This window comes from Chryseobacterium cucumeris, assembly GCF_001593385.1.
Taxonomy (GTDB): domain Bacteria; phylum Bacteroidota; class Bacteroidia; order Flavobacteriales; family Weeksellaceae; genus Chryseobacterium; species Chryseobacterium cucumeris.
In genome coordinates this window covers 546,372-567,195 of record NZ_LUVZ01000001.1, presented here as the reverse complement: position 1 = coordinate 567,195, position 20,824 = coordinate 546,372, and the positions used below count along the sequence as shown (strand labels likewise).

The 20,824-nt window shown below is 38.2% G+C and carries 18 protein-coding genes; 9 read left to right on the top strand and 9 right to left on the bottom strand.

Features of this window, described 5'->3' with window-relative positions; translation table 11 throughout:
- Positions 1–2: 2 nt before the first annotated feature.
- The gene (locus A1704_RS02555) at positions 3–3,344 is read right to left on the bottom strand and encodes a DEAD/DEAH box helicase (RefSeq protein ID WP_062670165.1); all 3,342 of its coding nucleotides are present in this window, start codon (positions 3,342–3,344) and stop codon (positions 3–5) included.
- Between the two features lie 134 nt (positions 3,345–3,478).
- On the opposite strand from A1704_RS02555, the gene A1704_RS02550 reads away from it, so the two are divergent.
- Together A1704_RS02550 and A1704_RS02545 are read left to right on the top strand one after the other, a co-directional pair.
- Positions 3,479–4,276 carry an SDR family oxidoreductase gene (locus A1704_RS02550; RefSeq protein ID WP_062670162.1) on the top strand — a complete coding sequence of 266 codons (798 nt, stop codon included), beginning with the start codon at positions 3,479–3,481 and terminating at the stop codon, positions 4,274–4,276.
- Between the two features lie 77 nt (positions 4,277–4,353).
- On the top strand, positions 4,354–5,268 hold the full coding sequence (locus tag A1704_RS02545) for a helix-turn-helix domain-containing protein (RefSeq protein ID WP_062670160.1): 915 nt from the start codon (positions 4,354–4,356) through the stop codon (positions 5,266–5,268).
- Positions 5,269–5,317: 49 nt separating this feature from the next.
- Here the strand turns inward: A1704_RS02545 and A1704_RS02540 are convergent, their stop codons facing one another.
- Positions 5,318–5,929 carry a GNAT family N-acetyltransferase gene (locus tag A1704_RS02540; protein WP_062670158.1) on the bottom strand — a complete coding sequence of 204 codons (612 nt, stop codon included), beginning with the start codon at positions 5,927–5,929 and terminating at the stop codon, positions 5,318–5,320.
- A gap of 193 nt (positions 5,930–6,122) precedes the next feature.
- Here A1704_RS02540 and A1704_RS02535 point away from each other — a divergent pair, with 193 nt between their 5' ends.
- The 3 genes from A1704_RS02535 (at position 6,123) to A1704_RS02525 (ending at position 9,001) form a co-directional block, all read left to right on the top strand.
- Positions 6,123–7,280 (top strand): MFS transporter, encoded by a 1,158-nt coding sequence (locus A1704_RS02535; RefSeq protein ID WP_062670156.1) that lies wholly within the window; start codon positions 6,123–6,125, stop codon positions 7,278–7,280.
- Between the two features lie 121 nt (positions 7,281–7,401).
- On the top strand, positions 7,402–8,259 hold the full coding sequence (locus tag A1704_RS02530; protein ID WP_062670154.1) for an AraC family transcriptional regulator: 858 nt from the start codon (positions 7,402–7,404) through the stop codon (positions 8,257–8,259).
- Positions 8,260–8,350: 91 nt separating this feature from the next.
- Complete coding sequence (locus tag A1704_RS02525; RefSeq protein WP_062670152.1) at positions 8,351–9,001, top strand: HD domain-containing protein; 651 nt, start codon at positions 8,351–8,353, stop codon at positions 8,999–9,001.
- 64 nt (positions 9,002–9,065) lie between these two features.
- Here the strand turns inward: A1704_RS02525 and A1704_RS02520 are convergent, their stop codons facing one another.
- Both A1704_RS02520 and A1704_RS02515 read right to left on the bottom strand, forming a co-directional pair.
- Complete coding sequence (locus A1704_RS02520) at positions 9,066–9,455, bottom strand: hypothetical protein (RefSeq protein WP_062670150.1); 390 nt, start codon at positions 9,453–9,455, stop codon at positions 9,066–9,068.
- Positions 9,456–9,493: 38 nt separating this feature from the next.
- Positions 9,494–10,870 carry an MFS transporter gene (locus tag A1704_RS02515; protein ID WP_062670148.1) on the bottom strand — a complete coding sequence of 459 codons (1,377 nt, stop codon included), beginning with the start codon at positions 10,868–10,870 and terminating at the stop codon, positions 9,494–9,496.
- Between the two features lie 71 nt (positions 10,871–10,941).
- Here A1704_RS02515 and A1704_RS02510 point away from each other — a divergent pair, with 71 nt between their 5' ends.
- From A1704_RS02510 to A1704_RS02500, 3 genes are all read left to right on the top strand, one after another.
- The gene (locus A1704_RS02510; RefSeq protein WP_062670146.1) at positions 10,942–11,787 is read left to right on the top strand and encodes an AraC family transcriptional regulator; all 846 of its coding nucleotides are present in this window, start codon (positions 10,942–10,944) and stop codon (positions 11,785–11,787) included.
- A 115-nt stretch (positions 11,788–11,902) separates the two neighbouring features.
- The gene (locus A1704_RS02505) at positions 11,903–12,397 is read left to right on the top strand and encodes a MarR family winged helix-turn-helix transcriptional regulator (protein ID WP_062670144.1); all 495 of its coding nucleotides are present in this window, start codon (positions 11,903–11,905) and stop codon (positions 12,395–12,397) included.
- Positions 12,394–13,158 carry a hypothetical protein gene (locus A1704_RS02500; protein ID WP_062670142.1) on the top strand — a complete coding sequence of 255 codons (765 nt, stop codon included), beginning with the start codon at positions 12,394–12,396 and terminating at the stop codon, positions 13,156–13,158. The genes A1704_RS02505 and A1704_RS02500 overlap by 4 nt, the downstream gene beginning before the upstream one ends.
- A gap of 65 nt (positions 13,159–13,223) precedes the next feature.
- On the opposite strand, the gene A1704_RS02495 is transcribed toward A1704_RS02500, so the two are convergent.
- Positions 13,224–13,466, bottom strand: a complete 243-nt coding sequence (locus A1704_RS02495; protein WP_062670140.1) for a hypothetical protein — start codon at positions 13,464–13,466, stop codon at positions 13,224–13,226.
- 187 nt (positions 13,467–13,653) lie between these two features.
- On the opposite strand from A1704_RS02495, the gene A1704_RS02490 reads away from it, so the two are divergent.
- The gene (locus A1704_RS02490; protein ID WP_062670138.1) at positions 13,654–14,949 is read left to right on the top strand and encodes a cryptochrome/photolyase family protein; all 1,296 of its coding nucleotides are present in this window, start codon (positions 13,654–13,656) and stop codon (positions 14,947–14,949) included.
- A gap of 97 nt (positions 14,950–15,046) precedes the next feature.
- On the opposite strand, the gene A1704_RS02485 is transcribed toward A1704_RS02490, so the two are convergent.
- Genes A1704_RS02485 through A1704_RS02470 form a run of 4 tightly spaced genes read right to left on the bottom strand, consistent with a single transcriptional unit; the run spans position 15,047 to position 20,784 of the window.
- Positions 15,047–15,742, bottom strand: a complete 696-nt coding sequence (locus tag A1704_RS02485) for an ABC transporter ATP-binding protein (RefSeq protein WP_062670135.1) — start codon at positions 15,740–15,742, stop codon at positions 15,047–15,049.
- On the bottom strand, positions 15,736–17,082 hold the full coding sequence (locus A1704_RS02480) for a DUF3526 domain-containing protein (RefSeq protein ID WP_062670133.1): 1,347 nt from the start codon (positions 17,080–17,082) through the stop codon (positions 15,736–15,738). Before A1704_RS02480 ends, A1704_RS02485 begins: the two co-directional genes overlap by 7 nt.
- Complete coding sequence (locus tag A1704_RS02475; RefSeq protein WP_062670132.1) at positions 17,083–18,528, bottom strand: ABC transporter permease; 1,446 nt, start codon at positions 18,526–18,528, stop codon at positions 17,083–17,085. It abuts the gene before it with no gap.
- 3 nt (positions 18,529–18,531) lie between these two features.
- Entirely contained in the window at positions 18,532–20,784 is a 2,253-nt protein-coding gene (locus A1704_RS02470; RefSeq protein ID WP_062671556.1) for a TonB-dependent siderophore receptor, read from the bottom strand.
- Positions 20,785–20,824: the final 40 nt, after the last annotated feature.

Genomic DNA, 20,824 nt, shown 5'->3' with positions numbered 1-20,824 from the left:
TATTACGATTCAGATCCCAGTAAATCCATCAAATCCTGCTTAGACAATCCCTGAAGTTTTTTTCCGTCAGTGGCAAGCAGATTCTGAGCCAGCTGTTTTTTCTTTTTCTGCAGCGTAAGAATTTTTTCTTCTACAGTATTGGAGCAGATCATCCGTACAGCAATTACATTTTTAGTCTGTCCTATACGGTAACTGCGGTCAATAGCCTGGTTTTCAGCTGCAGGATTCCACCAGGGATCTACAAGGTAAATATAATCTGCCTTCGTAAGATTGAGGCCCACGCCTCCAGCTTTTAAGCTAATCAAAAATACACGAATGTCTTCATTGTTTTGAAAATGAGTGACCTTTTCCCCTCTGTCTTTCGTTTGACCTGTTAAATATTCAAACTGAATATTGTGGCGTTCCAGTTCTGTCTTTATGAGGTCCAGCATACCCACAAACTGTGAGAAAACAAGGATTTTATGATCTTTGGATTTTCCGAGGATTTGTTCCATCAGAATTTCGATTTTAACGGCATTTTCCCCGGAATATCCCTCTTTCATCAGAACAGGGGAATTACAGATCTGTCTGAGCCTCGTAAGGCCTGTAAGAACATGCATGCTGTTCTTGTTCAGATCATCGTCATCATTGGCGGCAATAAATTCTCGAAGTTCCTTTTCATAAGCATCATAAATTTTGCGCTGTTCCGTATTCATTTCACAGTAGATTACTGTTTCAGTTTTCTCCGGAAGTTCTTTGGCAACCTGTTTCTTAGTTCTTCTGAGGATAAATGGCTTTATCTTTTGCTGAAGCTCTATGGCACGTTTGCTGTACTCAAATTTATCAATAGGAATAGCATAAATGTCTTTAAAATACTGTTTACTTCCCAACAATCCGGGACAGGCAAAAGAAAGCTGGCTGTAAAGATCAAAAGTGCTGTTTTCAACGGGCGTCCCCGTCAGTACAATTCTGTTTCTTGATTGAAGCAGACGTGCCGCTTTATACCTTTCTGAATTAGGATTTTTAATCACCTGTGATTCATCCAGAAACACATAATTGAAATTAAGCTTTTTCAAAAATTGAATGTCCGAAAGCAGCATTCCGTAGGTGGTAAGAACTACTTCGTAATCAGGCATATGAGCTGTTGTTTTTGGACGGTCTGCACCATAATGAAGCAGAACTTTTATGGAAGGTGCAAATCTGCTGATCTCTTCCTGCCAGTTGAAAAGCAGGGAAGTAGGAACGACAATAAGATTCGTGGTGTGTCCCCGTTTTTCCCTCTGCGAAAGGATAAAAGCAATGATTTGAATGGTTTTTCCAAGCCCCATATCATCTGCAAGACATCCACCGAAGTTGAAACTGTCAAGAAAATTAAGCCAGTTGAGTCCGTCATGCTGGTAATCTCTCAACTCAGCATTCAGCTCAGCAGGAACAGTCGTTTCCGGGATGTCTTTTACTTTTGAAAACTTTGTAGAATAGGAGGTGAGTTCTTCCTGAATCTCCTTGCTCAGAATTTCTTTTTCAAACAGTGACGTTACCTCCGAAAAATTGATTTTCGGAATCTTTAAAAGCTCTTCATCAATTTCTCCTGCTCTGAAATAAGCAGTTATCTTTTCCATCCATTCTTCGGGAAGAATTCCCATGCTGCCATCATCCAGCTGGACAAATTTACTCTTATTCCGGATGGCCCGGTGAAGCTGTTTCAGAGAAGCTTCTTTGGGACCAAATCCTACTTTCAGTTTAGCGTTAAACCAATCCAGTCCGCTGGTAATCTGAATATTGATTTTTGCCCGGTGAGGGTTTAATTTATTGTTTTTTAATTCGTTAAAACCAAGTATGATGATTCCTTCATTTCTCCAGGTCTCAAATGCTTCAAGAAACCAGTTGTTATCCAGGAACTTATCCCTGTGGAGATAAAAATACTGATAGCCGTCCATCTGGTCTTCAAAATCAGGGTGCTGCTGCATCACCAAAGAAGTAAAGCGGGCTTCGGCTGATTCATTTCTTTCTATTTTAAATGGATTTCCATTCTGATCGGTATCAAAAATCTGCTTCCTGGAATAGACCGGGACCTCCACATCACCATATTTCATAACGGGAGTAATTCCTATATAATTTTCCTGCTGACGGAGATAAATGACTTTTTCAGTCTGATAATTCTTGTCTTCAAGTTGTACTTTTGTTGCAGGTCGTATATAATTGTAATTGATATGAATACGTTCTTCTAAAGAAGAGAGAATGTCCTGCATAAATGCTTCATATTTTGAAGAATGAACCAGTAATATTTCATTATGAGCCTTAAAGAACTGGATGATTCTGAGCATGTCAGGATCGTCTACAAAGCTGAAAACGTTTTGGTTATACACGAAATACTCATTTCTGAGAACTATATTTTTAAATGGAAGAGCAATGTCATTAAACAACAGCTCTCCGGTGATTTCAAAAAACGGATCTTTCTTAAAGACAGATAATTGAACCTCTGCATCTAAAGTGTTTAATTCAATATGGGAAAGTGACTTTGCGGAAACGGTTTCTGCGATTTCCCGGTCATGATAATAGACTTCCAGCTCCAGAGGATTCTTTACAATGAGCTTTAAAGCTTCTAGTTCTGAAGGATTATAATCTTCATTGTAATTATTCTGAAAAGAAGTGATAGCAGTGTAAAATTTAATATCTGCAGGTTTCTCCGCTTTCCATATGAGCTGCATGGCATCTACGGGAGTGACCGGATTTTTGATTTTTCCTGATTGCGTTATCTCTGCCTCCATAAGAGAGAAGGTCATGTGATTGTAATAACGGTGTTTACCGATAACCATTATTTGCTTTTTACCCGATTCCAATACTGCCAGCTCATCCAGTTTAGAAGGAAGCTGAGGAAGTAGATCTCCTGTCAGCATTACATCATCTACAGGAAGTATTTCCTTGATTTTGGGTAATATCTGAATTTGGCCATCTTTGTATTCCAATTCAAAATACTGATCCAGATCCGGCTCGTTTTCCAGACCATATCCTCTGGCTTTAGGGAGAAATATTTTCTTGCGTAGCGTTTCATCAAAAAACAATCGATAATTTTTATCTTCAATAATGCAGTGAATAATCTCTGCCTGATGAGTACAAAGCTGTTTTTTTTCATGGTCACAGGTGCAGGAACAGAGTAATGAACTGTTGATTTTGCTGATACTGACCACCGGAAAATCCTGCAGTGAAGATTGTTTTGTAAATATTCCTGTATTGTTTTCAATAGCAACAGGATAGATTTCACGAAAATCCCTGATCCCGATAAATGCACTGTCTGAGGTATGTTTCAGCAGGTCATATACGGAAAGTGTACTGATATTGATGTTGTCAAGAATATATTCTGCCATAAAAATAGATCGGGACAAACTTACAAAAAACAAATATATTAAAGAATCCGTTTTGGCTACACCTTACCCCATTTTGGCAACTCGGGCGTTTGTTGTAATGCAGAACTTTGTCCTGTAATTTTAAACCAAGAAAAATGAAAACAATTTTTATAACAGGTGCTTCTACAGGATTAGGAAAAGCAGCTGCCCAATTATTTCAAAACAACGGATGGAAAGTAATCGCCACTATGAGAAACCCTGAAGCAGCAGCTGATCTTGCCGCTTTGGAGAATGTAACTCTACTTCCGCTGGATGTTACCAATCCGGAACAGATTAAGTCTACTGTAAAGCAGGCTCTTGAACTTGGAGACATCGATGTGGTGTATAATAACGCAGGATATGGCCTTATAGGACCTTTGGAAGCGCTTTCTGATGATCAGATTGTCAAACAGCTTGACACGAATTTATTAGGGGTTATACGCGTTACACAGGCATTTATTCCTTACTTCAGAGAACAGAAAAGAGGAATGTTCATTTCTACAACGTCTATAGGAGGACTGGTAGCATTCCCATTGGGTTCTACTTATCACGCAACCAAGTGGGCGCTTGAAGGGTGGAGTGAAAGCTTAGCTTTTGAGCTTAATACTTTGGGAATTGATATTAAAACGGTGTCTCCCGGAGGAATCAAGACGGATTTTGTAAGCCGTTCACTGGACTCAGCATCCAGTCCTGCTTATGAAGACATGACGAATTCTCTGTTTTCTAAAATGGAAGGAATGATGGAAGCGGCTTCTACACCGGAACAGATTGCAGCAGTAGTCTATGAGGCTGCAACAGATGGTAAAAAACAATTGAGATATGTGGCCGGAGAAGATGCTAAAGCCATCTATGCACAGCGTCTTGAACTAGGTGATGAAGCATTCAGAGAGCAGTTCGGAAAACAGTTTATGTAATCAGTTTTTTGAAAGACAGTATAAAGTAAATTACATTTGTACTGTCTTTTTACTCCAATAATTTATAATTTTATATCATGGAAAAGAAAGATAATATTCCGCTGAAGATCTCATCCATATCAGAATTACACGATATGTTGCAGCTGCCCAAGCCGCTTCATCCGTTGGTAAGCCTTGTGGATAATACGAAAATGAGCATCAGAAAAGATATGCTGAAGAGAAGCTTTATCCTGAATTTTTATAAGATCTCATATAAATATTCCACGGTCGGGAAAATGGGTTACGGACAGGGATATTATGACTTCAATGAGGGAGGAATGATGTTTACGGCTCCCGGTCAGGTTCTTTCTACTGATGAGAATGCAGAATACTGCGGGTATACTTTGCTGGTACATCCGGATTTAATCAGAAGTTATCCTTTGGCAAAGAATATCAAAAACTTCGGTTTCTTTTCTTATGATACGAATGAAGCACTGCACTTGTCTGATCAGGAAAAGACAACGATAACAGGCTTGTTGGATAATATTGGAAATGAACTCAATACAGCTATTGATGAAGTGAGTCAGGACGTTATTGTTTCTTATATTGATGTGCTTCTTAATTACAGCAACCGTTTTTATAAAAGACAGTTTATCACCAGAAAGGCAGTTAATAATGATGTGCTGGCTAAAATGGATGTTGTGCTGGAAAAGTATTTTAACGAGCAGGAAACCTTAAATAAAGGGCTTCCTACGGTAGAATTTCTGGCCTCCACACTCAATCTGTCACCCCATTATCTGAGTGATATGCTTCGTAACCTTACCGGATTAAATGCCCAGCAGCATATTCATGAAAAACTGATTGAGAAGGCGAAAGAATATCTTACTACCACAGGTTTTTCTGTATCTGAAGTAGCGTATGCTCTTGGATTTGAACATCCGCAGTCTTTCAATAAGCTGTTTAAAAAGAAAACCGATAAAACACCTCTGAGTTACAGACAGTCTTTCAACTAAATAAAAAACACCTGGTTCAAATATCAGGTGTTTTTTTATTGTATACTTTTTAGCCAACACGTTGCTTTTCTTTGATCAAAGCTTCAATTTTGCTTTTTGCAGCTGCCCATTCATCATTCAAAATACTGTAATAAGCGGCATTTCTTGTAGTACCATCGCTGAGAACTTTGTCTTTACGTAAAATACCTTCAAATACACCACCGATTTTTTCGATCGCTTTTCGTGATCTGAAATTATCGTCTTTCGTTTTCAACTGTACCCTGTTTGTTTTCAGTACATTAAAGCAGAAGGTGAGGAGCAGTAATTTGCATTCCAGGTTGATGGCTGTTCCCCAGAACTCTTTGGTGATCCATGTCCATCCGATTTCCAGTTTTCTGTCTGCCGGATATATTTCAAAAAAACGTGTGGAACCAATCAGTTTTCCGGTTTCTTTATGTCGTATTACAAATGGATATTGATTTCCGGTTTCTCTTTCTGATAAGGCGAATTCATACGTTTTATAAAACCGGGTTTCTTCAGAACAATCGGTAGGAATCAGTTCCCAGAGTTCTTTATCTGAAGCAGCAGCATATAATTCTTCAAAATGCTCTTTTTCAAGGGGAATTAATTCAACAGTTTCTCCTTCCAAAATAGTTGGATAGACGATCCATTTTTCTTTCATGGCTCATTTTTTATACAACGAAATTAATAAAAAATGAAAATCTGTATTCAAAAAACAAAGTGATTTTCCATCATAAGGAGATCCACATTTCCATTATTGGTTAAAATGGAACATAAAAATGACAAAAATGAACTACATTTTAATAGCGCAGCGTGTCTAAATTTGCAAAAAGGATTTTTATTACCCTGTTATAATGAACGAGACCCCATCTTTTAATGCAAAAATGCCGACCGCCTGTTTTTTACTATTCTTTGCCCACGGGCTTGTTTTTTCTTCCTGGGCGAGCCGGATTCCTATCATTAAAACTGCTCTTTCCATTACTGAAGCCCAATTGGGAACACTTTTGCTTTTGATGCCGATAGGACAGCTGTCGACGATGGTTCTGGCTGGAAAACTGATCAGTATTTACGGAAGCAGCGGAATTATTAAAAGATGCTTTATGTTGTATCCTTTTTTCCTGTTATTAATTGGTTTGTCTCCTTCATACTGGACGTTAGGTGTTGTACTGTTCTTCTTTGGTGTTTCTGGAAACATGTGTAATATTGCCATCAATACACAGGCAATTGAGATAGAATCTATCACGAAAAGAACTCTTCTTTCTTCTTATCACGGAGCATGGTGCTTTGCAGGGCTTACGGGGGCAGTCATAGGTTTGCTGATGATTAATCTCCATGTAGGAACTTTTTATCATTTTGCTGTTATTTTCATTCTGGTAGGAATACTTTGGTTTTACAGTACAAAAAATCTGACCAATATTATTCATAAAGCAGAACCGCAGACCCGTTCAATTTTCAAAGCAGTGAATCCTACACTGATTGGTTTGGGAATTATAGGCTTTCTGAGTATGGCGATTGAAGGAGCGATGTTCGACTGGAGCGGGGTTTATTTTCAAACTATAGTTAAAGCACCTGAAAACCTTGTCATACTGGGGTATACGAGTTTTATCTTAATGATGACTTTAGGTCGTTTTATCGGGAATAAAATCATTGAAAAGTATGGGAAAAAGATCGTTTTGCAGTGTTGTGGACTGCTGATGAGCAGCGGGCTTTTTCTAAGTGTTTTCTTTCCGGAACTGTGGATCTGCATCATTGCTTTTATGATCATTGGCCTCGGAAGTTCCCTGAGTGTGCCTTCCGTTTACAGTACAGTAGGAAAAGTGAGTACAGTAGCTCCGAGTATTGCTTTATCATTTGTTTCCAGCATATCATTTTTAGGATTTCTGATGGGGCCGCCTCTTATCGGATATATTGCGGAAAGTTTTGATCTAAGATATTCATACGGTCTTTTTGCCTGCTTTGGAATTTTACTGGCGATTATGGCGGGTCAGATGAAAGTCTTCAGGAAATCATAATTAATTTCTTTTTAAGGGATTTTTGACATCTTTTAAGCGTTTTTTGACATGTTCCGGCTCATGGTTGTTATTTAATCTTGCATTGTAAAATACTTTTTATCTTTATTAAAAATTTCCTTTTATGAAGCCGGTCTCAGGAATTGTATCAGAATCTGTTATTGACCATTCTTTTTCCGTAAAACGATTGGAAGATGATCTCCCATATTTCGTGGATTTTGTGAGGCTTAATTATCATCACATTGTAATGATTGAAAAAGGTAAAGGAGTACTGGTGATAGATGAGCACTCTTTTGATATCACAGATCAGGAAATTTTTTTACTCTCAAAAGGTCAGATCTGCAGATTTGAAAATGATGCTGAAGTCTGTGGCTATCATATTTCCTTTGGCGATTGTTTCTGGGAAAGAGTTCCTTCCAGTGCCAGCAATTGCAAGGCTGTTCTGTTTAATAATGCTGCTGCGAATCAAAAACTGATACCGGACCAAGTTGAAACAGATGAATTTTTAAACTTATGTAAAAACTTATTGACGGAATACAAAGCAACATCTTATACCAATCAAATGGATGTACTGGCGGCCTATTTAAAAATCATGATGATCAAGCTGGCGAATGTAAAAATGGTAAAAGAGGATACTTTTGACAGTCAGGATTATATCATTTACCGCAAATTTATGGAATTGCTGAGCAGTCAGTATCATAGCCTTCACGCCGTGAATGATTATTCGGAAAGATTGAATATTACGCCAAGAAGGTTAAGTGAATTGTGTAAACGGTGTTCTTATAAAAGTGCTAAAGAAATCATCAACGGACAGATTATAGCAGAGGCAAAAAGACTTCTTCAGTTCAGTTCCCATTCTGTAAAAGAGATTGCTTATCAGCTTCATTTCGGTACACCGGAACAGTTCAGCCACTTCTTTAAAAAAAATACGGAAATATCTCCGGCAAACTATCGCAGTAAGTTCATTCATATAGGAATATAATTTCGACGGAAATTTTGACATCTTATCGGCATTTATTGATATTCCGAAGCATTTCTAATCAGGATATCTTTGGATAAAATTATATAAAGATATGTCAGTACATCGTATGAAAGAAGTTGCGGGAATCATCATCCCGGACAGTAAAATTGCAACAGAAGCCACAGAACTTCTATTGGAACACGGAACAGAATTTATCTACAATCACTCTATGCGTGTTTTTCTATTTTCTTCCTTAAATGCAAAACGTGAAAACAAAGCGCATGACTCGGAACTATTGTATGTAGCATCCGTATTTCACGATCTGGGGCTTGTTTCTCATTACAGCAGCCCGGATCTGAGATTTGAAGTAGACGGAGCCAATGCAGCCAGAGACTTTTTGAAGGGTCATGGTATTGCTCAGGATAAACTTCAGCTCGTTTGGGACACCATTGCCCTTCACACTACCATTGGAATTGCGGAACATAAAGAAAATGAGGTTGCTTTAATGTATTCAGGAGTGGGATTGGATGTGATGGGCGAAGGCTATGAAAACCTGAGTGCGGAACATCGGGAAGAGATTATCAGAACTTTTCCGAGAAATGATTTCAAAAAGAAGATCATTCCTACATTTTTCGGTGGTTTTGAACATAAAACCGAAACTACTTTCGGAAATATAAAAGCAGATGTATGTGCCTTCATGATCCCAAATTTTGAAAGGAAAAACTTCTGCGACTGTATTTTACATTCTCCATGGTCTGAATAGGAAAATAGCTCTTTCAAAAAATAAACAGCCCCGGACATTCTTAGATGATCAGGGCTGTTATGGTTTATATCCAGTTTTCTATAAGATGAAGCCAGAGTGCTTTTTCTTTATCAAGCAGAAATACCGCAGATGATTTTCTCTTAGTCAGGACTTCTCCAGTGACCTGTGTTTCAATATAGGTAGCAAGTCCGTGATGCGCAGAATGATTGACTTCAATATTTTCAACCTGAATGCTTCGCTCCGGGAACTTTCCAAATACAGTCGGAAGCCATTCTTCAAGCATAGATAGGGTAACAGTATCTCCGTTTCCATTAATCATTTTAAAATCTTGTGAAAATCCGGCTAATAATTCTTGATAAAGACTTTCCTGATTTTCGGCTTTCCCCTGAAACCATTTTTCGATATTCCCGTGGAATTCTTCTATTTCGCAAATGATCTTTTCTGTATTATTCATAATTAAATGTATTATATCTTTTGATTTAAACTTATCTTTTAATTAATAATTTTGCTTAATCTGTTTCGTGCCCAGAGCCCAGCCAGCTGAAAAATACCTATCATTCCTACAGCGGCTGCAAAGGCTTCTGTAAACCCCAGAATTGGGATTAGATTAAAGAACAGCGTACCAATAACAGCTCCTCCGGTAACGCTCCCAATCTGAATACCAATACTTACCAAGCCTGAAGCCTGCCCGGCTTTATCTTTTGAAACCAGGGAAATGGCCGTCCGCATCATGACCGGCATAATCGTACCATGTCCAAATCCGGCAATAAACAATGTCAGATGAGTCACAAATGAGGGTTTGTGCTGAAAATAAAAAACAGCTGCACTTATAAGAAATCCTGTCATTAACAATCCTAATCCTATATAGATCATTTTGGATGCGTTTAATTGTACTCTGGAAGTAACCAAAGGTGCCAGAAAAAAAGCGAGACCATAAGGAATGATGGCAAATCCTGTCTGCATTGAATTTTGATGAAGAAACTGCTGAAGATAATAAGGATAGCAAATAAATAAACCAGCTGTGAAATTATAAAAGAAAATAATCAGAAGACTTAATGCGAAAGGTTTCTGCTGCAATAAAGCCGGCTCTATAAGTATGGGACGATTATCTTTGAGCTGTTTCTTCTCGTGTTTTAAAAATAAAATTATTAATACGATTCCGGTGACAAATATTCCGAAAATCCACCATGCCCATTCGAATTTCTGGCCGAAAATAAGAGGGCAGATGATAAAAAGTAAGGCAATAACTAATAATAAAGCTCCCACAAAATCAATACCTGTTTGTTCTTTCGGGTTACTGTTGCCCATAGTAAAATGAATGCCCAGAATACAGATAATAGTAATTGGCACATTGACAAGAAACACCATTTCCCAGGAAAAATTTCCCCAATGCATGCTTAAAAGAATTCCGCCAAATAACTGTCCGATCACCGAAGCAAGACCAAATACCGAACTGAAAACACTTACGGCCTTAGGCTGTTCCTGACTGTTGAAAAGGTCTTTTATAGAAGCCAGTACCTGTGGAGCAAGCAATGATGCACCAACACCCTGAAACAATCTGAAAATAATTAACCATGTAACATCCGGAGAAAAAGCGCAGGCAAGAGAGGAAAACAGAAAAGTATACAATCCTGCTATAAATATCTTTTTACGTCCGTAAATATCACCCAGGCGTCCGCCACACACGACAAGTGCGGCATAGGTGAGTCCATAAATGGCGATAACCATCTGAAGCTGATGATCACTGGCGTTCAGTGATTTTTTGATGGAAGGCAGAGCCATATTAACAATAAAATAATCCAGTGGTGATAGAAAAGCACCTGCAATCAGAAAGTTGAGTGCCTGCCACCGTTTCGGATGTACGTTCATATTTTTTTAAGCAAAATTACCTCCTTTGTGTTCTGTTAAAATTGTACTTTTGGAGGAAAATACAGTGTGTCATGAAAGGATTGCCTCTTGAAGAGATTGATGTGAGAAAATTAGAACTGAAAGAAGAGATTGTACTTAAAACAAACACTTTTCTCTCATTCGTTTATATTGTGAAGGGAAAAGGATCGCTTACTTATGATGGGCGAAACATTAATTTCTCTCAGGGCAAGCTCTTTATTATTCCACAAAAAGAGGTCTATCGTTTTGAAAGTGAGTCTGCCCAGCTTATTACAATTCAATGCCCGGTGGAGTTTATTGATAAAATCCGTTTGGAAGCGGACCGTATTGAAAGCTGTGAGAATTTACATAAACTACAATACATCAGCCATAATTATCATGCAAGAGCAGGCTGTGTCTTCAGAGATAAAAATGATGAGCACTTTGCAGAAACCCTTATTCTGCAAATTGCAAATGAATTCAAAAATAAGGCGGAAGATTATCTAATTATCCGCAACTGCATGTCGATCCTTCTGAACCTTATTGCCCGAAATATCATTCAGAGTGAAACTTCAGAACTGCAGGAAAACAGGAAAGCTTTCTCCATCATGAAAATCATTGCATATATTCAGCAACATATAAAAGACCGTGAGAAAACCGGAATTCAGACTATTGCCGGTCATTTTGGGATTTCCGGGAATTATTTCGGAGAATATTTTAAACAGCAGACAGGAATTTCTTATCAGGATTATCTGCTGGACTATAGATTAAAACTGGTGGAAACCTATTTAAAATACAGCAGTGTCAGACTCAGTGAGATTGCCTACGAGCTCCAGTTCAGCGATGAAAGCCACCTTTCCAAACTGTTCAAGAAATACAGAGGAGTAACTCCCGGAGAATACAGGAAAAGTTTCAAGTAAATATCTTTTTATAAGAAGGCTTTTTTTATTAGGTTAAGATTTGATTTTAAAAAATATAAAGTTAACTATATAGTTGACTTTATATTTTTATATATTTACTGCAAATATATTTCAGATGGATTTTGACTTTATTAAAGAATTAGGGTATAAAGCGTTGGATAGCAGACTGAAGAGAATCAGTGACCGCATGTCTCATGATGTACGGAAGTTTTATAAAGAATTCGGAATTGATGTGGAACCCAATTGGTATCTGGTTTTTATGTTGCTGCAAAAAAAAGGCGAAATTTCTATTACCGATATCGCTGAGCCTTTGGGCTATTCACATCCATCCGTTGTGGCTATCGTCAAAAAAATGAGCGAAAGCGGTTATCTCATCATCAAAAAAGATAGTGTAGATAAGCGAAAGCAGATCATTTCATTATCTCCCAAAGCCATTGATATGCTTCCTCAGCTGAAGCAGATCTGGGACAGTTGTGAAAAAGCAATTCTGAAGGTATTATCAGAAGATCTGTCGATTTTAACGTATCTGGATGATATTGATCAGGAATTAAAAAATGAATCTTTTCATCACAGATTTAAACAGGAATATTTAAAATCAATTCAATCATGAAAGCATTACTTCTCATTACAGCATTTCTTTTTTCCACGAATTTGATTTCGGCAACAGAAACGAAAATCATGATCAGAGCCAAAGCAAAAGATGCAAAGTTTATCGGAACTTCATTGGGCGGCGCTCATATTATCATCAGAAACAAGCTTAATCAAAGGATTCTGGCAGAAGGAAACACTACCGGAAGCACGGGAAACACAGATCTGATTATGAAAACGCCCAAAGTAAGAGGAAACTCCATTGCAGATGAACAGACAGGAGGTTTTATGGCTGCCATAGATATTGAGGAACCAACATTTGTGAATATAGAAGTAATTTCTCCTTTGAACAGCAAGCAGGCTCAGGCGGTAGTAAGTACAGAGCTATGGCTGATTCCCGGGAAACATATTCTGGGAGAGGGAATTATCCTTGAGATTCCGGGGTATATTATTGATATTCTGAAACCCAGAACCCATCAGTATATTGCACTGAAAAGTATTAAAGATAAACCTTTCCTGTTTCAGGCCAATATTGTGATGATGTGCGGATGTGTTATTGATAAAGGAGGCGTGTGGAATTCCGATGAAATAGAAGTGAAAGGAATCCTGAAGAAAGACGGAAAATTTGTGAAAAATGTAGAGATGTCTTTAGTTTCAACCAATCTGTTTGAAGGAGATCATATCATCAGTTCGCCGGGAAACTATGAGCTTGTTCTGTATGCCTATCATGAAAAAACAGGAAATACAGGCGTGGATAAGGTCAATTATGTAGTTTTCGAATAAATGAAACTCAATATATGGGAATGAAAAGAGACTTCCGAAAAGTCTCTTTTTTTATGCAGAACAAATTATAAAACCTGAAGCTCTTTAAATACTTCTATAATGGCTTCAATAAGTCCTTTATCTACATTTTTTTCGGAAGCAGCATCGGGGAGAAGAGCTCTTAAGTCACCGTGATCATCACGCTCGATAACGACTTCAGTTCCATCTAAGTCTACATACAGTTTATATCCGTAAGAGAATGTAGCCAGCTTTCCATTGAAAAGCAGTTCTTTGCCCTTATAAGTTACCGGTACTTCAAATTCTTCCATGCGTAAGCTTCTATTATAATTGGAGCAAATGTCGGAAAATTTTAATTCATATCATCATATAAACTGTAATGATAAAGCCAGATCATGCAAATTATTAAAAATATTAATGGAGTAAATCTGTATATTTATCCTTAGTTATGGAGTCATTCCCAAGCAGGAATGATCAATGAATTTGAATTAAGCAATTATGAAAGATACAATCACCATTTTCTGGTTCAGGCGTGACCTGAGATTGGAAGACAATATCGGACTTCACCACGCTCTGCAGTCTGATGCACCGGTACTACCCATTTTTATATTTGATACTGATATTCTCGGCAAGCTGGAAGATAAAGAAGACCGCAGGGTTGATTATATCCATCAGGCTTTGACAGATATCAATGTTTCATTGAAAAAGTATCATTCAAAAATCAATACCTATCATGGTAAGCCTATAGAAATATTCAGGAAATTGTCTGAAGAATACACTATCAGAAGTGTTTTCTGCAACAGAGATTATGAACCTCAGGCGATTGAAAGAGATAAGGAAATCTATTATTTTTTCAAAGAAAAGAATATTCCTTTTAAGGCCAGTAAAGATCAGGTGATTTTTGATAAGGATCAGATTGTTAAAAAAGACGGTTCGCCTTACACGGTTTACACTCCTTTTGCCAAAAAGTGGCGGGAAGCCTTAACTCCTGAGCATTATCAATCTGTTGAATTGGATTTTAAGAACCTCTTTCAACAGAAATATTCTGAGATTGTGGCATTAAAGGAAATAGGTTTCAAAAAAACAGATTTTGATTTTAAAAAACCGGTTCTGGAGGCGTCTATTATTGATGATTACGATAAGTACCGTGATTTTCCGGCATTACAGCATACCACACAGCTCGGAATTGCGTTACGCTTTGGAACCATCAGCATCAGAAAGTGTGTGGGTTTTGCATTAAAACATAATGATGTATGGCTTTCAGAGCTGATCTGGCGTGAATTTTTTATGCAGATTTTATATCATTTCCCACAGGTAGTTCATCAGTCTTTTAAAAAGCAGTATGATAATATCCACTGGCGGAATAATGAAAAAGAGTTTAAGCACTGGTGTGAAGGAACCACAGGGTATCCGATTGTAGATGCCGGAATGAGGGAACTGAATGAGACAGGCTATATGCATAACCGGGTAAGAATGATTGTAGCGAGCTTTTTATGCAAACATCTGTTGATCGACTGGCGTTGGGGGGAAGCGTATTTTGCATTAAAACTGAATGATTATGACCTGTCTGCCAACAATGGAAACTGGCAGTGGGCTGCAGGCTCGGGATGTGATGCAGCACCTTATTTCAGGGTTTTTAATCCAACGGCTCAGACAGAAAAATTTGATAAAGACTTAGTGTACATCAAAAAGTGGCTCCCTGAATGGAATACACCAGCATATCCATCACCCATTGTAGAACACACCTTTGCCCGCGAAAGAGCTTTATCAGAATATAAGAAAGCATTAACATAAATAATGTGATATGAAAAATGCCCGGTAACAAAATGTCACCGGGCATCAACCAATTGATATTTAATATGAAAAGTTACTTGCTAAAGTAACAGGATCATCAGATTGTTTTCAGATACAGCTCCTGTAATTCCTGCGCTGTAAATGCTTTGGAAGGTAAATTCTGGACAAGTTCTCCCTGTTTCATAATACCGATATTGGTAGCAACACTTACCGCATTGAAAATATCATGAGTTGCCATTAAAACCGTTCTGCCTTCTTTACCCAGCTGTCTTACAATTTCTGTAAATTCTGCAGTAGCAATCGGATCCAGCCCGCTGGTAGGCTCATCCAGTAGCAGTACTTTTGCATCTTTGGCCAGAGCAATGGCAATTCCAACTTTCTGGCGCATCCCTTTGGAATAACCGCCCAATGCTTTATGATGGGCGGTTTCCTGCAAACCGGTACGTTTAAGGAGCGCAGACAGTTCATCTTTCTGGTAATCAAAACCTGCGATTTTGGAGAAAAAATCAAGGTTTTCTATTCCTGTAAGGTTAGGATATAAAAGAACGGTTTCAGGAATGTAAGCCAGGTGTTTTTTTATCTTTTGCGGTTCTTCTTTTACAGAAATGTCATTAATAAAAGCATCTCCGGAAGTTGCTTTAATGAGTCCCAGAAGAATATTGATGGTTGTACTTTTTCCTGCTCCGTTTTGTCCGAGCAGCGCAAAAATTTCTCCTTTTTTTACTTCCAGATTAAGAGAATGAAGTGCGGTGAAATCGTTGTATTTTTTATGCAGGTTGACTGTTTTTAACATAGTTTTCTGTATTTGTATTGTGAAAGAATGATGAATAAAGCAATGAAGATGAGGTAGGGAAGAAGTATCTGTATCCATTTGATAGAGGAAGAGAATTTGAAAACCTCTATCGTTTGTTGTGCCCAGTTGACAGATTCCGCACTCTTACCTGAGAAAATAAGAGGGTAGAAGAACAATCTTTTTTTCTCATGGAATTTTTTGAGCGATGAAGCATACTGTAAGTGATTCTGCAGATCAGATTTTGCCAGATGACTTTCTACAAGCTGAGTATGTAGATTGGGAAGGAAATAACCTAAATAGGTTGCTGCTTTATTCCGTTTTTGCATTTTTTCTGTATACTGTTCTGATGATTTTGCAGATTCAAGATCTCCCATATGCTGCATGGCATAATACCAGGTCCAGGTGAATGCATCATTTTCTTCTACAGTGAAATTGCTGTATTGTGGATAGGCTTTGTAAAACTTTTCCATGGTAGGACGTTTGGCTTCATCCCATTTGTTGTGATAGCCTTCTCTCTGTTCCATCACAGCTTTAAGGGACTCATGAACCGGATAAAGCTTCTGTATCAGAATATTACTGCTCATCGGGATAATAAAATTGATGCCCACCCATACAATCAGAAGAATTAATGCGTTTTGAGCCGATGATTTCCGAAAAGACACAATCCATCTGCACAGGGAAAACCAGATCAGAATATACAACCAACCACTGACCATAAAAGCAATATAGTACGAGTCTAAAGGTATTTTTATCCAGACCGAAGCGATGATAATTAATACAAAATATACAACTGTAACAGCCAAAAGACGGATGAACATCTTATGATCCAGAAGCTTTTGTAAATTACCGCTCTGAACCGACAGCAGCTTCCAGGTTCCTCTTTCTTCTTCCTCAGAAATCAGATTATAGCAGAATGCAACAATCACCAGTGGAAACAGGAAAACAACAACGAAACTAAAGTCAAAATTTCCAACTGCGGCATTAGCTGGATTATAAAAATCAGCATTGTAGCGCTGTTCCTCCAGATTTCGGATGGTTACTCCCTGAATAGAAGGATTCAGGTCACGCATTCCGATATTTAAAGCGGCAAGTCTGGGTGTTTCATTCACCAGATTGAATTTAATATAATAAAGAACCAGCCCCAGATCATCTTTGTGAAATTTTGTATTTCTTTCTATACTTTCTTTTTGAAATGCTCCGCTTCGAGAGATGATGTCTTCGTTTCTGTCTAAAAATTTTTTCCCTGTATAAATAGCCATCAGCCCGGCTATCAATAAAAACAGCAGAGCAATGATATAGGCTTTGTTACGGTAAAATTGGGTGTATAAATAACGATTCATTTAGATTAATTTTAATTTTCTTCCACTTATTTCGATCGCAATAATGCAGATAGCCATCCAGAGAATTAATGCAGCAGCAGGTATTGGCTGTTGTTTCATGCTGTCCGGAACAGAAGTATACCGATATTGGAAATCCGGGAACTTTTCCCAGTTGTGTTTGTCGATGACGGCAGGCGGTCCGCCATTTTCCGGTTTAATATTACTGATCTTCTCAATCTGCAAATCATTTAAATGTTGAGCCATCTGATAACGATATTCTTCTGCCTGTTTTTGAAACTGGTTATAAGAGAAGAAATCTGTGCCCGTTGCAATCATTGAAAAATTTTTGATCGCAATGGCAGGATTAATCAGTCCTGAAATATCAGTCAGATTTTGCTGTTTACTGTAAATGTTCTGCAGTTCTTTCTGATGTCTGATATAGATATGTGAACTTATTTTTTCCCCTTCCTTCATAACGAATCCGCCATAGTTGAAAGGAAGTTCATTGGTTGTTTTTACCTGATACTTTGCCAGCAGAGAGTCTTTGATTTTTTTGAAATGCGGATCATCAGGATTATGGCTGTCTCCAGACTTTAAAATATCCTTTTCCAGGCTCGTTTCAAAAGCAATCCGGGAAGGGGCAGGATATAAATTCTGCGCTGCAAACTGAATTCCTTTAGGCAAAACAATGATGAAAAGAAGCCAGAAACCAATAAGGCTGATCAACGCAGATGAGGTACTTTTACTATTTGCAGAAACCACTACGGTCAACGTGCAGATAAAAAAGTAATAGATCATATAAGCAGGTAACAGAAATGATAAGCGTAATGCAATATCCGCTGTATTAGTAGCCTCCGACATGAATGCAGTCATGAAAACAATGGGAATGACCGGAATCAGGAAACATAAAGAAAACAGCCAGAGTCCCAGGATTTTACCCCAGATAATATCTCTTCCGGAAGTTCCCTGCACACTGATGATCTTTAAAGTAGCATTCTCACGCTCCTGAACAATTAATCCAAATCCTAGAAAAAGAATAATCAATGGAACAATACTCTGCAGAATAAATGCACTGCTAAATGCCCCAAATCTGACTAAAGTTCCGGAACTTCCTGCTTCCGAAAGGTTGGCAGTATTTTGTTTATGCGCCTCCAGAAATATAACATTTCCAAGGTAATCATCCAGTCCGTTGTCAAAAATATTTAGTGGATGCCCGATTCTGAAAACCAGATAACCATAATGAGCCATACGGTGCGGATGTTTGTCTGGTCTGTGCTCCCAGTTTTCCCGGACTTCTTTCCGGTATTCTTTTATTTTCGAAAAAGAATCCGTGTATTTTGTATATCCTATACCAATACTCAGCATACAGAACAGGAGTACGGCAATCGTGGTGAGCAGATTTTGTTTTCCTTTAAACAAATCCTGCCAGGTTTTTCTCACCATCAGTTGTAAGTTTGAAATGGCCATAATTTAAAATTTATAAGTAGCAGTTAGTAAATAATTTCTTGGAGTTCCCGGAAACAGTCTTAAATAGTTCTGAGCTCCTATCCAGTAGACTTTGTTGGTGATATTATTCAGACTAAAAGAGAGCTGGACAGTCTTTGCAGGAGTATAATACAATGCTGCATCTATTGTTGTATAGGCGGGAAGCTCAAAACTCCTTGTAAACCACGGAACTTTAGAACTCTGATAAAGTATTCCGGCACCAATCCCAAAGTCTTTGAGGAATTCAATAGTTGAAAAATTGTAGCGTGTCCAGATATTCACCGAATTCTTAGACGTGTTTTCCTTTCTTTTACCTATGACATCGGGGTTACTGTCATCCATTATTTTAGCATCAATATAGCTGTAGCCTCCGTAAATATGCCATTGTGGAAGAATATGACCGGAAAACTCAGTTTCAAATCCCCGGCTTCGGTCTGCACCACGCTGCACAAGTTCGTCAGGTTCTGAAGGATTATTGGCATTGATTAAAATATTTTTCTGGTTGATTTCATACACTGCAAGATTCAGAGAAATTCTTCCAAAAAGCTGTGCTTTGATTCCCAGCTCTTTAAGATCAGAAGTCAAAGGTTTGAATCTTGCTGCAGATCCTGTAAGACTCGAGGTATTGGGCATCAACGTTACCGTATTGGACTGAGGTTGATAGCCAGTTAAATAAGTTCCATATACATTGATATAATCCGTTATGCTATAGGTAATACCGAATCTGTACAGCAGTTTATTATTGTTAAAAAAGGTCTCATTAGCTTCTTTGAAGTTTGTAATATCCTGAAACCATTCCTGGCGGATTCCCGTTAATATTTTAAACTTTTTCCAGGTAAAAAGATGCTGGATATAAGCTGCATGCGTTGTGGTAAGAGCAGAAGGTAAGGGCGTGATCACATTAAGCGTATTAAAATCCGCACCCTGATAATTTACAGCTTTCGGATTCAGATCAAATGGCGTGACATTAGGCTTAGGAATAATTGTTCCATTATAATTAACGGTCTGATAATCCGAAGCTTTTGCAGGACTGTAAGAAGAAGCTACCGAACCGTTCTTCAGCAGAAAACCTCTTGCTGCATTCTGTTGTCCGCCTTTACGTTTCTCCCAAATTTGACTGTCATAGCCTATCAAAGCCTGGTGCTGAACAGCCCCGGTTTTGAATTTAAAATTAAAATAAGCATTAATGTTATCTGTTGCCCAGTTTTGCTTTCTTTGTACAAACTGCATCATGGCAAGGCTGGAAACCGATTTGTTATCCATATCAGGCACAAAAGAGTTGGTTGTTCTATGCTCCTGCAGGTTTTCTCTCCAATATTGCTTCATATAGGAAGCATTAAAACTGATGGATTGGTTAAAATGATGGGCAACCGTTCCCATTACTATGAGTTCTCTGGTTTTAAAAAAATCATCCGGAGCTCCTAAATTCAGATTTCTAGGAGTGCTGTATAAATCTGTTTTTCCTGCTACTGCTCCGAAAATCGGCTGCCCTCTGTCAAGGTTTCCATAGAGATCATTAAAAATCATTTCTATATTCACGGATGTTTTTTCATTCGGAACAAAGGTGATAGAAGGAGAGATCAGAATACCACTGTTTTTAACATGCTCCCTGAATGAATGAGCATTTTGATACGCTCCGTTAAAACGGAATAATAAAGTTTTGCTCTTATTTAAAGGACCTGTAAGATCTGTAGTGACACGGTAAGTTTCAAAGCTTCCACCTGATAAACTGATTTCGTGGCGAGGGTTTGATAATGGCTTTTTGGTAACCATATTGATCGTTCCTCCGGGATCTACACTGGACATGGTAATACTTGCCGGCCCTTTGAAAACCTCCACACGTTCTATATTGGAAGTCATCGGTTGTAAAAAATAATACTGTCTTGTCCTCATTCCATTGATGATCTGGCCTTCTTCATTCTGGCTGATGCCACGGATATTGTATTGGTTATAATAGCTGGAAGGAGAAACTCCGTTCACATTTTTCATCACATCTCCAAGCTGGAAAGCCTGACGGTCGGTGATCAGTTCTTTGGTAACGGTATTGAGTGTTAAGGGTAGATCTTTGTTTTTCATCGCAACTTTGGTGGCGGCAAAAGAATAGTCGGAAGTATAATCTTTAGACTTTCTTCCGGTGACCTCTACGGTTTGAACCACAGTAGATAGTGAATCTTCAGAACGGGATTGAGCATACAGAAATGATGATGCGGTGATGAAACTTAGACTGAAAAGTTTCACAGAATTTGGGGAAATACAATGAATTATTCCCGAATAATTA

Bases quoted from the DNA above. Each gene is read 5' to 3' on its own strand.
- A1704_RS02555 (WP_062670165.1), bottom strand. From the start codon at position 3,344: ATGGCAGAATATATTCTTGACAACATCAATATCAGTACACTTTCCGTA.
- A1704_RS02550 (WP_062670162.1), top strand. From the start codon at position 3,479: ATGAAAACAATTTTTATAACAGGTGCTTCTACAGGATTAGGAAAAGCA.
- A1704_RS02545 (WP_062670160.1), top strand. From the start codon at position 4,354: ATGGAAAAGAAAGATAATATTCCGCTGAAGATCTCATCCATATCAGAA.
- A1704_RS02540 (WP_062670158.1), bottom strand. From the start codon at position 5,929: ATGAAAGAAAAATGGATCGTCTATCCAACTATTTTGGAAGGAGAAACT.
- A1704_RS02535 (WP_062670156.1), top strand. From the start codon at position 6,123: ATGAACGAGACCCCATCTTTTAATGCAAAAATGCCGACCGCCTGTTTT.
- A1704_RS02530 (WP_062670154.1), top strand. From the start codon at position 7,402: ATGAAGCCGGTCTCAGGAATTGTATCAGAATCTGTTATTGACCATTCT.
- A1704_RS02525 (WP_062670152.1), top strand. From the start codon at position 8,351: ATGTCAGTACATCGTATGAAAGAAGTTGCGGGAATCATCATCCCGGAC.
- A1704_RS02520 (WP_062670150.1), bottom strand. From the start codon at position 9,455: ATGAATAATACAGAAAAGATCATTTGCGAAATAGAAGAATTCCACGGG.
- A1704_RS02515 (WP_062670148.1), bottom strand. From the start codon at position 10,870: ATGAACGTACATCCGAAACGGTGGCAGGCACTCAACTTTCTGATTGCA.
- A1704_RS02510 (WP_062670146.1), top strand. From the start codon at position 10,942: ATGAAAGGATTGCCTCTTGAAGAGATTGATGTGAGAAAATTAGAACTG.
- A1704_RS02505 (WP_062670144.1), top strand. From the start codon at position 11,903: ATGGATTTTGACTTTATTAAAGAATTAGGGTATAAAGCGTTGGATAGC.
- A1704_RS02500 (WP_062670142.1), top strand. From the start codon at position 12,394: ATGAAAGCATTACTTCTCATTACAGCATTTCTTTTTTCCACGAATTTG.
- A1704_RS02495 (WP_062670140.1), bottom strand. From the start codon at position 13,466: ATGGAAGAATTTGAAGTACCGGTAACTTATAAGGGCAAAGAACTGCTT.
- A1704_RS02490 (WP_062670138.1), top strand. From the start codon at position 13,654: ATGAAAGATACAATCACCATTTTCTGGTTCAGGCGTGACCTGAGATTG.
- A1704_RS02485 (WP_062670135.1), bottom strand. From the start codon at position 15,742: ATGTTAAAAACAGTCAACCTGCATAAAAAATACAACGATTTCACCGCA.
- A1704_RS02480 (WP_062670133.1), bottom strand. From the start codon at position 17,082: ATGAATCGTTATTTATACACCCAATTTTACCGTAACAAAGCCTATATC.
- A1704_RS02475 (WP_062670132.1), bottom strand. From the start codon at position 18,528: ATGGCCATTTCAAACTTACAACTGATGGTGAGAAAAACCTGGCAGGAT.